The sequence below is a fragment of the Methanococcus mangrovi genome (assembly GCF_054506835.1).
In genome coordinates, this window is the sequence record NZ_CP197114.1 from 142666 (window position 1) to 157650 (window position 14985).

At 32.9% G+C, this 14985-nt stretch carries 13 protein-coding genes and 1 pseudogene; 9 read left to right on the plus strand and 5 right to left on the minus strand.

Annotated features, from left to right (window positions below):
- Positions 1-18: 18 nt before the first annotated feature.
- The gene (locus ACS5L2_RS00785; protein WP_459201869.1) at positions 19-870 is read right to left on the minus strand and encodes a shikimate kinase; all 852 of its coding nucleotides are present in this window, start codon (positions 868-870) and stop codon (positions 19-21) included.
- 138 nt (positions 871-1008) lie between these two features.
- Between ACS5L2_RS00785 and ACS5L2_RS00790 the strand changes: the two genes are divergently transcribed.
- Both ACS5L2_RS00790 and ACS5L2_RS00795 read left to right on the plus strand, forming a co-directional pair.
- On the plus strand, positions 1009-1554 hold the full coding sequence (locus tag ACS5L2_RS00790) for a DUF447 domain-containing protein (RefSeq protein WP_459201870.1): 546 nt from the start codon (positions 1009-1011) through the stop codon (positions 1552-1554).
- Positions 1555-3012 (plus strand): replication factor C large subunit, encoded by a 1458-nt coding sequence (locus tag ACS5L2_RS00795; protein WP_459201871.1) that lies wholly within the window; start codon positions 1555-1557, stop codon positions 3010-3012.
- A gap of 17 nt (positions 3013-3029) precedes the next feature.
- Here ACS5L2_RS00795 and trm5b read toward each other — a convergent pair whose 3' ends face one another.
- The 3 genes from trm5b to ACS5L2_RS00810 form a co-directional block, all read right to left on the minus strand.
- On the minus strand, positions 3030-4058 hold the full coding sequence (trm5b, locus tag ACS5L2_RS00800) for a tRNA (guanine(37)-N1)-methyltransferase Trm5b (RefSeq protein WP_459201872.1): 1029 nt from the start codon (positions 4056-4058) through the stop codon (positions 3030-3032).
- A gap of 50 nt (positions 4059-4108) precedes the next feature.
- Positions 4109-4489, minus strand: coding sequence for a hypothetical protein (locus ACS5L2_RS00805; RefSeq protein WP_459201873.1), 381 nt, complete (start codon positions 4487-4489; stop codon positions 4109-4111).
- Positions 4490-4558: 69 nt separating this feature from the next.
- Positions 4559-5581: a type II glyceraldehyde-3-phosphate dehydrogenase gene (locus tag ACS5L2_RS00810; RefSeq protein ID WP_459201874.1), complete on the minus strand. Its 1023-nt coding sequence runs from the start codon at positions 5579-5581 to the stop codon at positions 4559-4561.
- 207 nt (positions 5582-5788) lie between these two features.
- Here ACS5L2_RS00810 and metG point away from each other — a divergent pair, with 207 nt between their 5' ends.
- The 5 genes from metG to ACS5L2_RS00835 all read left to right on the plus strand — a co-directional run bounded on the left by metG (position 5789) and on the right by ACS5L2_RS00835 (position 11345).
- The gene (gene metG / locus ACS5L2_RS00815; protein WP_459201875.1) at positions 5789-7780 is read left to right on the plus strand and encodes a methionine--tRNA ligase; all 1992 of its coding nucleotides are present in this window, start codon (positions 5789-5791) and stop codon (positions 7778-7780) included.
- 149 nt (positions 7781-7929) lie between these two features.
- Entirely contained in the window at positions 7930-9447 is a 1518-nt protein-coding gene (locus tag ACS5L2_RS00820; RefSeq protein ID WP_459201876.1) for an AMP phosphorylase, read from the plus strand.
- A gap of 142 nt (positions 9448-9589) precedes the next feature.
- A complete protein-coding gene (locus tag ACS5L2_RS00825; protein ID WP_459201877.1) occupies positions 9590-10396 on the plus strand; it encodes a DUF63 family protein in 807 nt (268 codons plus the stop codon).
- A 14-nt stretch (positions 10397-10410) separates the two neighbouring features.
- Entirely contained in the window at positions 10411-10698 is a 288-nt protein-coding gene (locus ACS5L2_RS00830) for a DUF2097 domain-containing protein (protein WP_459201878.1), read from the plus strand.
- A gap of 14 nt (positions 10699-10712) precedes the next feature.
- The gene (locus ACS5L2_RS00835) at positions 10713-11345 is read left to right on the plus strand and encodes a cobalt-precorrin-8 methylmutase (RefSeq protein ID WP_459202641.1); all 633 of its coding nucleotides are present in this window, start codon (positions 10713-10715) and stop codon (positions 11343-11345) included.
- A gap of 39 nt (positions 11346-11384) precedes the next feature.
- On the opposite strand, the gene ACS5L2_RS00840 is transcribed toward ACS5L2_RS00835, so the two are convergent.
- Positions 11385-11777, minus strand: a complete 393-nt coding sequence (locus tag ACS5L2_RS00840) for an HIT family protein (RefSeq protein WP_459201879.1) — start codon at positions 11775-11777, stop codon at positions 11385-11387.
- Between the two features lie 210 nt (positions 11778-11987).
- On the opposite strand from ACS5L2_RS00840, the pseudogene ACS5L2_RS00845 reads away from it, so the two are divergent.
- Both ACS5L2_RS00845 and ACS5L2_RS00850 read left to right on the plus strand, forming a co-directional pair.
- A pseudogene (locus tag ACS5L2_RS00845) lies at positions 11988-13794 on the plus strand (AAA family ATPase).
- Between the two features lie 332 nt (positions 13795-14126).
- Positions 14127-14840 (plus strand): TIGR00297 family protein, encoded by a 714-nt coding sequence (locus ACS5L2_RS00850; protein WP_459201880.1) that lies wholly within the window; start codon positions 14127-14129, stop codon positions 14838-14840.
- The last annotated feature ends 145 nt before the right edge of the window (positions 14841-14985 follow it).

A 14985-nucleotide genomic window follows, 5' to 3' on the forward strand; every position in this document is an offset into this window, starting at 1 on the left:
TTTTCACCAGTTATTTAGTTAGTAGAGTATTCTCGCACCATTCATACTTGGTTTTGTAATTATTGTTTCCCCGTATTTTTTGAGTGCATTTTCAACGTTTTTTTCATCTTCTCTATAGCAGAGGGCAACATATGATGGACCGGTTCCTGAAAGTCCTGCGGTAATTGCACCTGCTTCTAAAGCATCGACGGAAATGTTTGAAGGGAAATTCAATGCAGAAGAATAGAGCAATCCATTTAAAAACAGTGCTTTATAGTAATCTCCTTCCATGCACTTTTCAAATGCCATATTAACGTAGTCTTTAATCAATTTCATCCTGTTTACATCAACATTCTTTTGAAATTCCGGCATTAATACGATAACTTTTATATCTTCTTTAAATTTATCTTTTTTTAGTATTTTTCTTTCCATATTGTTGCATATGGTAATTCCGCCAAAATAAGATGCAGTAGCGTCATCATACGCTCCGGTAACTGTTAATTTTTCTTCGAAAGAGGATTTTATTGCAAGGTCCAAAACTAAATCTGAATCTACTTTTTCACCAAGTGCACCGATTGTTGCCAAAACAGCGGCATTTGAAGCTGCACTGCTGCTGCTTAAGCCTGATTTTATCGGTATATCCCCGCTTGTTGAGATTTTTGCAGAGTAATCGACTTCAAAGTAATCGAGAACATTTTTAACACACCGTTCTACAAGACTTGGCTTTAAAGTTGGGTTATCTATTGAAATTCCGTTTATAATTTTTTTCCTGTTATCGATTAGCTCAACATCAGCTTTTATTTTCAAATCAACGCCGAAAGCAGAGCCAAAACCTGTCGCAATTGCATTAATTATTGTTCCAGACCCTAAAGAAACTGCAGAACATCGCATAATGTCACCAAAAGAATTAAATGAGTAAAATGAACCTTTTAAATTTAATAAGGGATACTAACATATAAAATCAATGTAGTGCTATAAATTATTCATATAATAATAAGTGCGTAAATTTTGCAATTGCAGTTGGTATCCATGAAATATGAAGTCGTTATAACTTCGGGAAATTCTAATCAGGCACCAATCGGAGCTTTTTTTAAGGGTGATTCCGTAACCTTGCACATGTACGAAGGTTCGCACACTTTTGAAAATTTACAAAAGGAAGATTTCTATATCTTAAATATATGCAGTCCCTATTTAATCGCAAAATCTGTGCTCGATGATTTAGGCGATTACGAATATTTAGATAAAGACGAAATAAAGATTCCATATTTGAAGGAGTCTTACAAAATAGAATTAATCGAAATCAAAAGCCGAAAAATCGTGGAAACAAAAAATGAATTTGGAAGTTCTAAACTCATGATTGTTGAAGGAAAACCGATTTTTGAAAAAATATTAAAATGCAATACAACGCCTTATAATCGTGCAGAGGGTGCCCTTTTAGAACTGGCAGTTTTGTATTCCCGGAAAGGTATGATTTCAAAAGAAAAAATGAACGAAGAAATGGATAGATTAATAAAAATTATTAAAAAAGTCGGCAGTAAAAATCATATCGAACTTGCAAAAAAGTTAGGTGTTTAAATGGAAGAGTGGGTTGAAAAATACAGGCCAAAGTCGTTAAATGACGTTGCAGGACACAATAAAACAAAGGAAGCCCTTGTTAGTTGGATAGAATCGATTATAAACGGTCAAAATCAAAAACCAATACTTTTAGCAGGGCCACCTGGTTCAGGAAAAACTACATTAGCGCATGCAATTGCAAATGATTATGCTTTTGACGTAATTGAACTTAATGCAAGTGACAAGCGAAATAAGGATGTAATTTCGCAGGTTGTTGGAACCGCGGCAACGTCAAAGTCCCTTACTGGAAGAAGGACTTTAATCGTTTTAGATGAGGTTGACGGGCTTTCTGGAAATGATGACCGTGGAGGGGTAGCTGAAATAATAAAAGTTTTGAAAACAGCTGAAAACCCTGTAATTTTAACTGCAAACGATGTATACAAGCCCGCTTTAATGACACTCAGGAACTCTGTAAATTTAATTAATGTCGGTTCAGTCCATACAAACTCAATTCCACCAGTTTTAAGAAGAATTGCACTAAAAGAAGGCTTTGAAATTGATGAAAAGATAATTAAAATGATTGCAAGTCATTCTGGGGGGGACCTAAGGGCTGCAATAAACGACCTTCAATCTCTTGCAGCAGGAGGAACTCTTGAAATCGAAGATGCAAAAGAACTCCCTGATAGGGATAGCGAAAAGAGTATTTTCGATGCAATGCGGATAATAATGAAAACAACCCACTATGACATTGCAACAAGTGCTACAAGGGATGTAAAAGAAGAACTTGGAACTATCGAAGAATGGATTTCTGAGAATTTACCAAAAGAATATTTAAAGTACAAGGACCTTGCAGAAGGGTATGATTACCTATCAAAATCGGATGTATTTCTTGGAAGGGTTTTTAGAAGGCAGTATTTTGGACTCTGGAGGTATGCTTCAGCTTTAATGACTGCCGGAACTGCACTTGCAAAAGAAGAAAAATATAGGGGCTTTACAAAGTATTCTCCGCCAACAATCTTTACAAAACTCAGCAGGACTAAGGGTACTAGACAGAAGATGAAAGATATTTTGAAAAAAATAGCTTTAAAGACACATAATTCAACAAAAAGGGCAAGAAATACTTTAGATTATATGGTTGTGATTTTTGAATCAAATCCGGAAGTTTCTGCAGAACTTGTGGAATATTATGAACTTACAAAAGAAGAAATGGAGTTTTTGACCAATAAAACAATTACAAAGAATATATTTTCAGTAATTACTGGGAAAAAGCCAAAAGTTGAAAAAGAAACTCCGAAAAAGAAAAAAACTGAAGAAGTAATGCCGATTATTCCCAAACGGCCAAAAATTTCAGAACCTTTGAAAGAACCTTTGAAAGAAGTAATCGAACAAACAATCGAAAAATCTGTAGAAAAAGTAGATAACAAAGAAAAAGAGAAAAAAGATCCAAAAAAACAGGCAACTTTGGACAGTTTCTTTTAAAAAATATTTTTAAGTTTTTAGTTCTTTTTTATTATTTTAAAATCAATTACAAAGACGTATTCTCTCGGGGAATACGATTTTACAATTCTTTTATCAACAACTTCGCATTTGCATTTTGATTTAAAAAGTTCAATTCCTTCACTAAATTCTGCGCCAACCGTATAGTAATGGATTATTCCGCCCTCTTCAACAATTTCAAGGGCCTTATCTACAAATTCGTGAGCGTATTTTGGTAAATTCATTATAACTCGTGTTCCTTTTACATTTACATTTCTTACATCTTCTAAAATCGGAACTATTTTATTTTCAAGATTATTTAGTACGATGTTTTGTTTCAAAAGTTCAATTCCATCTGGATTTATGTCTATTGAATAGATTTTTTCTGCATTTGCACACGCGATTGAATAGGGCCCAACTCCGCAGAACATGTCAACTACAACATCATCAAAAGACACAAGGTCCATGATTCTTTTTCTCTCCCATCCAAGACGTGGTGAAAAGTAAACTTTAGAAACATCGACTAAAAGCCTGTACCCGTTTTCTTTGTACAATGTAAGCGTTTTTTCTTCACCTGCAAGGTGTTCAAGATCCCGAACTCTGAAATCTCCCTTAACATCGCTTTCTCGTCTAAAAACTGCTTTTACAGAAGGAATTAATTTTAAAGCATTTTCCCCAATTTGTTTTCTAATTTTTAGAGCAATTTCTTCTGAAATCTGCAAAATTACGATATCCCCAATTATATCATATGCATGGGCTATTAAATTTCCATCAACTTCATCTTTAAAGTTTTTCAAGAGATAATCCTTAAAACTCGTCTTTTTTTCAACATCAATCTTTGAAATTTCATTTTCATCAATTTCTGAAATTTCAAAATCGATAATTTCATCTTCTAAAATTTTTTTATCAAAATTACTTGAAGTTAGGGGGATGTATAAAAATTCCCCTTCTTTTTTTAATTTATAGCTTTTACTAAGTAAATTATTGTCAAGCATGATTTTTCGTGTTTTTTCGCCCATTTTGGAATTAACTTTGATGCAGAATACCAATATTTCACCAATATTTAGAAATTATATAAATGATTGTTAATTTATCTGATTTACTGTGAAATAGCCTTTTTAATTTTATAATAGTGATATTCAACAGTTTTTATCGGAATTTGTGTAATTTCAGAAATTTCTTTTGGAGTTTTTTCAATATACATCTCAACAATTTCTTTTTTACTTGTTGGACGTCCAGTAGTCGGTTTAATTGACTTTACTTCAATTCCAATTTCTTTTAAAGCCCCAAGTACTTTTTTATTAGTCCGTTTAAATTTAGATTCGGGTAAAATAATTTTTTTAACTTCACAGCTCTCTAAAATTTCAATTATGAGGTTTTTAGAGAGTTCTGTGTTTATATATATCGCATCCTCTTCAGCGTCTAAATTCTCTATTTTTTCGACAAATTCTTCGAAAGAATGCCCTCTTAGGTATTTCATAAAATATCACGTGTAAATTCAAGTTTAAACATTTGTGTTAAAATAAGTAAAAAAGCAGATTTAAATAAATTATTTAATTAAACCCATTGCTTTATTGGTTTTTTCAATTGATTTTAAGTTGTCACTTTCCATTTCGAGCATTGCTCTGATACAGTCCACGTTTTCAGGGATAACGTCGCTTTCCTGGTGAATTGCTTGCATCATGTAAACTTCATTGTCTACAACGTTTACGCTTTCTTCCCATACTGCAATTTCGTTTAAGTCGTATCTGCTTCTTCCAAGGTCTCTCGCGTATTCAATAATTGTTGCAGTTGAATCGAATCCTTCTGAAGCTTTTAATGTTAATATTCTTGGTGTTTTTGCAAGTGCATCTATTATTTCGTCTCTGTTCGTTCCAGAAGTTTCTACCATTATTGAGTGCATGTGCATTAATGTTGTTGGAACAATAACTGCTGAAGTCATGATTTTTCCATCGAGCTCAGGAATAACTGATACAACGTCAGGGCCGTGGTGTGATGGAACGGATACTGGATTTGGAACGATTGCGTTTACAGGTCCGGTTTTTACATCGTTAGGGTCAGCAGCTCTTCTTATCAAAACTATTCTTGCTTTTAAAATGTCAGCAACTGAATTAATTGCATACATGGACCTACAAAGTCCAGTTGTGTTGCATGATACGAGTCTGATGTAATCTTTTCCGTAGCATCTGTCGTAACTCCAGAGTGAGTTAAATGAATCTTGTGCGTCTCCTGCTTTTTCTCCACCTTGAATTATTGCTTTTACACCATGTTTTTTGTATACATTTTCGAGATTTGCTTTTCCAATTTTTTTAGGAGCCCCATCAACTACGATATCTGCATCTTCAATAATATCATCGAGTGTTCCTTCAACAGGAATTCCAGCTTCTTCAAAAAGGTGCTTTCTTTCAGGGATTGCTGCGAATAATTTGTATCCTTTTTCAACAGCCATTCTCGCTTCAAAGTCAGGTTTTGTTTTTGTAACTCCAATAACTTTCATGTCGTCCTGTTTAGCTACTGCATCGGCAACCCTTTTACCGATAGAGCCGTAACCGTTTATCAATACATTTACCATAAAATCACCAGTTTATACCTATTTTTACCCCTATTTGGAAAATATCTATTTTTAAAAAGTTCAAACTTAGATATAAATATTATCTATATTAATTTATATATCGTTTTTGAAAATCGGTTTTGAATTTCATAAATATCTATTAATAAAATGTCTACAATTCATTTTGTACGAATGTTAATAAATTTTACGATTATTTGGAGGATTAAGATGAAGCATTTAGTTACAACCGCATTAGCATATACGAATGGGCCTCTTCATCTTGGGCATGCGAGAAGTACCTACATCCCTGCAGATATCTATACAAGATATTTAAGACTTAAAGGGGAAGAAGTCGTCCACGTAGGGGGAACAGACAACCACGGAGTTCCAATCACGTTAACTGCTGAGAGAGAAGGCGTAAAACCTATCGATATTGTTGATAGATACCACAATGCAATAAAAGCGGACCTTGACAGTTTAAACATTTGTTTTGATAATTTTGGAAGGACACACAGTGATATACACATCGAAACTGCTCAGGAATTCTATTCAAAATTAAAAGAAAATGGATATATCTACGAAAAAGAAATTGAACAGTTTTACTGTGAAAAATGCGACATGTACCTTGCAGACAGGTATGTTGAAGGAATCTGTCCATTTTGTGAAGGCGAAGCAAGAGGGGACCACTGTGAGGTTTGCGGAAGACACCTTGAACCAACAGAACTTGTAAACCCTTACTGCATACACTGTAATTCAAAACCAGAAATCAAAAGAACTACGCACTATTTCTTTAAATTAAGCGCAATGCAAGATGTTTTAAAAGAATACATTGAAAATTCTCCAGAAATGCCTGAACACGTAAAAAATATGGCTTTAAGATGGATTGAAGAACTTCACGATTGGGATGTTTCACGAAACATAAAATGGGGTGTTCCAATTCCAGGATGTGACGATCAGGTGATGTACGTCTGGATTGAAGCTCCTATTGGCTACGTATCTTTTACAAAACAGCTTGGAGATGTTTGGAAAAGCTACTGGCTTGAAAATACGGGTGACTCAAAAATATCACACTTTATTGGAAAGGACATTACTGTACACCACGCAGTATTCTGGCCAGGAATTTTAAAAGGAATTGGCGGATACAAAATGCCAAACGCAGTTGTTAGCGGCGGTTACTTAACTCTTGAAAACAAAAAAATGAGTACAAGTAAAAACTGGGTTGTATGGGTTAAGGACTTTATTGAAAACTTTAGTTCTGACTATTTAAGATATTTCTTCATGATAAATGCTCCATTAAATCGAGATACTGATTTTTCATGGGACGATTTCCAAAAAAGGATTAATACTGAATTAATTGATATTATTGGAAACTTTACACACAGGACTCTCGTATTTACAGAACGTAAATTTGGCAGTACTCCAGTTGTGGACTTAAATCAGTTAAAAGACGAAGATAAAAAGTTAATTTCAAAATGTGAAGATACATTAAATCGCGTTGATTCATTAATTAGAGAATACAACTTTAAAGATGCTTTAATGGAAATTATCCTTTTAGCAAAAGATGGAAACGCTTATTTCCAGGGAATGGCCCCATGGGCAATTACTGACGACGAAAGATTAAAAGAAGTAATGTATACATGTTCGGTTGCTTTAAAATACATAATTTATCTTTTAAGTTCATTCATGCCTGAAAAAACGGCTCTTCTTCTTGAATGCATGAACGAAGAACTCGATTTAGAGGTTAGGGGAAATCCTCTTAAAAAACCGAAAGTTATATTTACCAAGGTAAGCGATGAAGATATTTCGAGAATGAAAGAAAACCTCATGAAAGCTACGAAAAAGGCCGAAACAAAAGTGGACGAAAAGTCTAAAACAGTAAAATCTGGTGAAAAAATGGATATGATTGATATTGATTACTTTGGAAACGTTGATTTGAGAGTTGGACAGATTTTAGAAGTCGAAGAAGTTCCAAGATCAAAAAAACTCTACAAAATCATTGCAGATTTGGGCGATGAAAAGAGACAAATTGTTTCAGGATTAAAAGGGGCTTATGAAGCAGAAGAACTTGTTGGAAAAAAAGTAATTATTATCTGCAACTTAAAATCTGCAAAATTATGTGGTGTTGAGTCACAAGGAATGCTTTTAGCAGCGGAAGACGACAGCATTGTAAGTTTATTAGCACTTGACAGGGATCTCCCTGTTGGAAGCAAAATTCATTAATATTCTTAAAATTAATATTCTTAAAATTAATATTTTTTAATTAAATTTCTTTTTTTCTAAATTTTTTAAAAAAGTTTTTATTTTAATTTAAATATAAACTGTTTAGAGTTAATTTAATAATTTTATTAATAATCTGCGGGAGGGGCATCATGCTATTTTTAAATGCAAAATTTATAGACCTTGATTTGGGAGAAAATGCAGTAATTGTTAACGAAGAAGATTTAAAAGGAACTTCGTACTACCCGCAAGATAGGGTACTGATAGAGTCACACGCAGGTTCTGTCATTGGAAACATTTATTCCACAAAAACCATGGTTCAAAAAGGCGAGGTTGGAATGCTCGTTAGCGAACTTTCGGAAATTTCAATTACCGAAGGCGAAGAAGTAAAATTAAGACACGCCGAAAAGCCCGAATCGATTCCATATATAAAAAAGAAAATGGATGGGCAGGTTTTAAATCCACATGAAATAAGAACGATAATTGATGAAATTGTATCCAAAAAACTTTCAAATGTTGAACTGTCAGCATTTGTTTCTTCTACTTACATTAACGGAATGAATATGGACGAAATAAGCGAGATGACGAAAAGGATTGCAGAAACTGGGGATATGATTTCATGGGAAAAGAGTCTTGTTGTGGACATTCACAGTATCGGTGGAGTTCCGGGAAATAAATATGCCCTGCTTTCAGTTCCAATACTTGCAGCAGCAGGAATTACAATTCCAAAAACGTCATCAAGGGCAATAACATCACCTGCCGGGACTGCAGACGTAATGGAAGTGCTCACAAATGTTGAATTAAAAGAAGAAGAGATAAAAAGAATAGTAAAAACTACAAATGGATGTCTTGCATGGGGTGGAGGCGTAAATTTAGCTCCTGCTGACGATATTATCATAAATGTGGAACGACCTGTTTCAATAGACCCTCAACCCCAGCTTCTTGCAAGCGTTATGGCAAAAAAGATTGCAACAGGAATTAAATATACGGTAATCGACATTCCTGTTGGAAAAGGGGTAAAAATCAAAAATGAAGCTGAAGGGGCAAAATTAGCGAGGAAATTCATTGAACTTGGAGAATCGCTTAATATTAAAGTAGAATGTGTCTTAACTTACGGTGGACAGCCTCTTGGAAGGGCAATTGGGCCTGCACTTGAGGCAAAAGAAGCAATTGAAGCACTTCAGGACCCAAAAAATGCTCCAAAAAGTTTAATTGAAAAAGCGCTATCACTTTCAGGAATATTGCTTGAACTTGGAGGCGCTGCACAGATTGGGGAAGGACAAAATTTGGCATGGGAAATTTTAGAATCTGGAAAAGCCCTTGAAAAATTCAACCAAATTATAACAGAACAGGGTGGAACTCCGAAAAAACCCGAAGAAATCGAACTTGGAGAATATATTGAAGAGATAATTGCTCCAATAGATGGTTACGTTACAGATATAAGCAATACTGCAATTACAAACGTAGTTAAAGAGGCTGGAGCTCCAAGAGACAAAAAAGCGGGGCTTTTATTGAATTCAAAGATTGGAAATAAAGTTAGAAAAGGGGATATACTTTATACAATCTATTCGGGTTCGGAAGAACGGTTATTGTCAGCAGTAAATCTTGCGAGAAGAGTTTATCCTGTAAAAGTTGAAGGAATGCTTATTGAACGGATAAGTAAATTTTAACTTTTGATTTTTTGATTTAAATTTTTTAAACTCATTTTCTGTTTTTTATATCGGTAGAATTAAATAGAATTATTCATAGTTATTTTTTAGAAAAGTTTATTGATTTAGTTTTATTTTATCCAGATTTATCTGCGGTGACTTCATGAATGGAATGCTTTTAATCCGGGAATTTATATACCGATACTACATTTACCCGATAGATACAAAACAGGGCTATAATTTGATTCAGGAAATCACATATGGAATTTTACTGTTTGTAATGGTTTATACATTTTATCGGGTCTGTTTAAAACTCAAAATAGCAATTGACCGCAGATTTGCAGAAGTTACTGTATTTTACGTGATTTTAATAACATTAATGAGGGCCCTCGTTGATGCAGGATTGTTTCCAAGGCTTTATTATACCGTTACGCCAGGGATAGTGGTTTCAGTCGGAATTTATTACATGTTTTCAATAATTCTTTCAGGAATTCTTCTAAAAAAGAAATATTATCTACTTTCAATAGCAATGGCGGTTGTACCAATTTTATACATGCTTTTCGAGTTTTCGAGTAGAATAACTCACCCAGAAGCATTCGTTTATGTTTTTGGAATTTTGATTGCAAGTTATTATGCACTTATATACATCGTTGAAAAGCTAAAAAAAGCAAAAATTGAGCGGATAGATAAATACGCGATATTTTCACAGCTTGTAGATGCATCTGCAACATCTGTTGGAATTGGAATATATGGTTACTGGGAGCAGCACCCAGTTCCAAGACTTTTCATGGACTATCTTGGTCCCTACAGTATAATACCTTTAAAAATGCTGGTAGTGCTCTTAGTTTTGGACATATTTAATAAAGAAGTTAAAGATGATAATTTAAGGAATATTTTAAAAATAACGGTGATGGCACTTGGACTTGCACCGGGTCTTAGAAATTTATTCCGGACTGTAATGGGAGTTTAATATGGGTGAAAGTAATGGAACCAGAATACAGTGAAAAAATACGGTTAGAAGTTACGGAAGAGAAGATGATGGAATACATGAATAACGAAGTAGATGAAGGCGACTACATCGAAGTTTATTTTGGAAGGTGCCACGTCGAAGGAACTATCGATTCAAAAGATGGAACCCATTACCGGGTAGATACCGATAATAAAACGTTTGGGTTGATGGAATTTGATATTGAAAACATTTCAAGAGATGTTTTAGAAGTAGCGCACATTCCTGAAAATAGCAATAAAAAAATCATACTTTCAGTTCTGTAAGTGATAACATGTTTATGGGAGCCGTAACTAAAGATGGAAAGGACATTGCAGATAAGTCAAGAGAGATTGTTAAAACCAAAATCAACGAAGTTTTGGGAAATAAAGTTAACGATTATACTTTCGAAGAAATGGGGATAATTGAGCGAGTAGTTCATGCAACCGCTGACCCAGAATACGCAAAACTTGTTAGTTTTGATAACAATCCAATTGAAAACGGGGTAAATGCAATATCTGATAAAAAACCGATAATTGCAGATATTTCGATGGTAAAAGCAGGAATACGTTATAATGATGTGTTATGTACAATTTCAAATCCTGAAGTTTTTGAACTTGCAAAAAAAGAGCAGATTACAAGGGCAGTTGCATCAATTAGGGCTTCAAAGGAATTAATTGATGGTGGAATCGTAGTTATTGGAAATGCGCCAACTGCACTTCTTGAAGTTATAAGATTGAATAAAGAAGAAGGAATAGCCCCAAAATTGGTTATTGGGGCCCCAGTTGGTTTTGTAAAAGCAGCAGAATCAAAAGAATTATTAAGGACTACCAATATCCCGTCAATTTCCACAATCGGTCCAAAAGGTGGAACTCCGGTTGCGGTTTCAGCAATTAATGGAATTATTGCGTTGAGCAGAAACGAAAGAATTTAAATTATTTTTTTATTTAATATTTTATTTTTAAATTATGTATTATTCCATTATTCTATCGTAAATTGAATCTAAATCAACGTTTATAGGGTCTTTTAAAACATAAACCGGGTAGCCTTCATCTTCATATCTTGGAATGATGTGGAAATGAACGTGAGGAACTTCCTGGCCAGAAACCTGTTTGTTGTTGTTTAAAATGTTGTAGCCATCCATATCTAATTTTTCGAGCTTTTTTACAATTTTGTAAATAACGTTCATCATTTCACACGCGAGTTCTTCTGGAAGTTCATCAAATGTTTCAAAATGTTCTTTTGGAATTACCAATGTATGCCCAACTGCTCTTGGAAATGCGTCCATGAATGCTAAAAATTTGTCGTCTTCGTAAATTATTCTTGCAGGGATGTCCCCTTTAACGATATCGCAAAAAATACACATGATAAATCACCTTAATTTTATTCGAATACTCGATATGATTTAAATGGTATATAAAAATGATATTTTTGTTTTTTAAAACATTGTTTTATTTCGTAAAATTAATATTCTTTTAAATCGAATTTTTTATAAAACATAATCGAATGGGGCGATTTTTTGTATCTTTCAAAAGTACATATTAAAAATTATCGGTCAATTAAAAAATTAGATCTGGTGTTTGATAATGGTAAAAATGTAATTGTTGGTAAAAACAATGCCGGCAAAAGCAATAGATATAGTACTTGGTGAACGGGTGCCTGATTGGAATAAATATGAAAATATATCTAAATCAGATTTTTTTAATGGAGATACCTCTGAAGATATTTTGATAATCTGTGAATTAAGCAAAGAAAATGGGGAAACTCTAAATTTTTCAAGTGTAATCAATTCTGCTTTTTTTAAAGTTTGTATGAATAATAATGAACAGTATTATGTGGATGATGTATCTGATCTCGATCGAATATTTTATTTTACCACTGAAAAAGGTTCAATAGATTTGGATTCGGGAATTTATCGAAAAATATGGATTGGAGGAAAGAATTACTGCAAAGATAATTATTATGATGAATTTAGCAACGTAACTCGATATGCGCTTGTATTTAGGGCAAGATTTGAAGAAAATGTTATCAAAAAAGACCTTGTGTTATTATATAAAAAAGAAGACAAAAAATGGACTGTAGGGATAAATGCAAACTCATTAAGGGGTAATTTACTACAAAGTGCAATAATTCCGTCATTTAGGGATCCAAAAGATCAATTGAGGATAACTAACTACACGTGGTTTGGAAAGCTTTTAAAAGAGTATACAAAAGGACGGAATGGGGAGGGTATAAAAAAAGCACTTGAAAATCTGGCGGTGGAATCTAACCAGGTATTTGATGAACTCCAAAAAAGTGTGTGCAACGATAATATACAAATTGCATTTCCAAATACTTCATTTTCAGTACAATATAATCCTGATCCAAGGGATCAAGATATTTACAAAAGTGCTCTTATTTACGTAGATGATGGTTTCAATAGTGAATTGAAGGATAAAGGTTCAGGGATTCAAAGTGCAATGACTATAGGATTATTTAATTTTTATATTAAACATATTGCACATAATTCTGGTTCTTTATTGGCCATAGAAGAGCCAGAATTGTATTTGCACCCACATGGTAGGCGAATTATTTCTGACAGGCTTAGTGAATTTATTGGTGAAGATGAGAATCAAGTGATAATTACAACACATTCTCCAGAATTTGTATGTTGTGCAAATGAAAATATCAATTTAATAGTAGTTAAAAAGGACAAATGCGAAACAAAAGCATATAATTTGCAGTTTAATGATATAAAAACCAGACAAATACTTATTAAAAAACAGAATTCTGAAATGTTTTTTGCAGATGCTGTTCTGTTGGTTGAAGGTGCTGATAAATATATTTTGGAAGAATTTTCAAAAGAATATGGAGAATATAAAAAAGTTAAAAACGATTCCAAAATATTTGGAAAAAATTGGTTAAATAATTATAACGTTTCAATAATAAACTGTGGCGGAAAAACTGAATTACAAAAGTACGTGGCAGTATTAACGAGCTTATCAATTCCTAATTTTGCATTGGCAGATTTCGATTTTTTTAGGAAAGATTTAACCGGTTATTTACAATATTTGGGTTTTAATAGTTTAAAAAATGAATTAAACGGAATAAAATCTAAATTTGAATTTTTGGGTAAGGGTAAAACAATCAATGATGTGCCTGACGATTTTAAAATGGATGTTATTAAATATTTGAAAAAGTTACATGAAAAAAATTTATATATTTTATCAGGTGAGCTTGAACATTTTTATTATGAAAAACCACGATATGATAAAGAACAAGGTGTTTTGGAGGTTATATGCAAAAAATTAGACGAAAATCGTAAAATCCGTGAGTATATAGATACAAAAGAATTTGAAGAAGTATTTGATTTATTTATAGAAAAATGTTTAAATTTAGATTAATAGTTTAAAAAATTTTAAAAATAGTTGTTACCAATTTTTACGGGTTAATGCACCGCAATACTTTATATACTGGGTTAGACATAATTATTTTTCGAAATTACAGTTTTTGGCATTTTGGCATGGCTATTCAAGGTTATTTACGATGCCATAAAAATATTGATTATTTTAATATTGAAGATACTTGTGAAATAATTAAAAAATTAAAGAAAAATGGGCTAATAATTAAATCATCTGATTTTTCCCGTGTTTTAAAATAATAATTAATTTACATATTAGAATAGATACCGTAAGATTTAATAATCTTTTGTATTTATGGATATATGGTGAATTTAATGGACATGTTATTGAAGATAATTTATTCGGCAGCTATTACGTTGATACTTGCAGCACTAATTTATAAAAAGAAGTATCTCGATAAATGGGGAATATACGGGTCTTCGATAATGGCATTTACGATATTATTTTTAGCGGATTTAAAGTGGTTACTGCTCCTTATATCATTTTTATTCCTTGGAAGCCTTGTGAGCAAGATGGGTTACGGCTTTAAAAAGACGATAAAAATGGCTGAATCAAGACGCTCTTTAAAAAATGTTATCGCAAACGGGCTTATGGCAGTTTTGTTTGTTTTAGCGTATTCCTCTGGATTTATTACTAAAGAAATAGCGCTTATCGGGTACATCGGAGCAATTGCTGCTGCAAATTCGGATACATTTTCGTCAGAACTTGGAATGCTTTCAAGAGAAACTCCAAGGCTTATATCAAATTTTAAAACAGTTAAAACGGGAACTGATGGTGCAATAACTGTTTGTGGAACTTTTGCAGGATTACTTGGTTCTTTTTTGATAGGATTGATTGCATACGCTCTTTTTAACGATATAACGATGTTTTGGACTGCAACAATTTCAGGAATGGTTGGAAACTTTGCAGATAGTTTTCTCGGTGCATTTTTCGAGAGAAAGGGACTATTAAACAATGAACACGTAAATTTCATGGCAACACTGAGCGGCGGAACTTTCGCAGTTTTATTCTATCAGTTTGTACTTTAAATGACCAATCATTTTTCGGTTTTTCGGGTATAATATTAAATCAAAATCTATTTTTAAACTTTAAATTTTTAATTTTAATTTTAATTTTAAAATTTTCAACAATAATCAATTTTAGTCAGAATATATAATAATTATAAAAGAAAAT

What these genes read in the sequence shown, in the direction of transcription:
- ACS5L2_RS00785 (WP_459201869.1), bottom strand. Translation starts at nt 870, where the DNA reads ATGCGATGTTCTGCAGTTTCTTTAGGGTCTGGAACAATAATTAATGCA.
- ACS5L2_RS00790 (WP_459201870.1), top strand. Translation starts at nt 1,009, where the DNA reads ATGAAATATGAAGTCGTTATAACTTCGGGAAATTCTAATCAGGCACCA.
- ACS5L2_RS00795 (WP_459201871.1), top strand. Translation starts at nt 1,555, where the DNA reads ATGGAAGAGTGGGTTGAAAAATACAGGCCAAAGTCGTTAAATGACGTT.
- ACS5L2_RS00805 (WP_459201873.1), bottom strand. Translation starts at nt 4,489, where the DNA reads ATGAAATACCTAAGAGGGCATTCTTTCGAAGAATTTGTCGAAAAAATA.
- ACS5L2_RS00810 (WP_459201874.1), bottom strand. Translation starts at nt 5,581, where the DNA reads ATGGTAAATGTATTGATAAACGGTTACGGCTCTATCGGTAAAAGGGTT.
- metG (WP_459201875.1), top strand. Translation starts at nt 5,789, where the DNA reads ATGAAGCATTTAGTTACAACCGCATTAGCATATACGAATGGGCCTCTT.
- ACS5L2_RS00820 (WP_459201876.1), top strand. Translation starts at nt 7,930, where the DNA reads ATGCTATTTTTAAATGCAAAATTTATAGACCTTGATTTGGGAGAAAAT.
- ACS5L2_RS00825 (WP_459201877.1), top strand. Translation starts at nt 9,590, where the DNA reads ATGAATGGAATGCTTTTAATCCGGGAATTTATATACCGATACTACATT.
- ACS5L2_RS00830 (WP_459201878.1), top strand. Translation starts at nt 10,411, where the DNA reads ATGGAACCAGAATACAGTGAAAAAATACGGTTAGAAGTTACGGAAGAG.
- ACS5L2_RS00835 (WP_459202641.1), top strand. Translation starts at nt 10,713, where the DNA reads ATGGGAGCCGTAACTAAAGATGGAAAGGACATTGCAGATAAGTCAAGA.
- ACS5L2_RS00840 (WP_459201879.1), bottom strand. Translation starts at nt 11,777, where the DNA reads ATGTGTATTTTTTGCGATATCGTTAAAGGGGACATCCCTGCAAGAATA.
- ACS5L2_RS00850 (WP_459201880.1), top strand. Translation starts at nt 14,127, where the DNA reads ATGGACATGTTATTGAAGATAATTTATTCGGCAGCTATTACGTTGATA.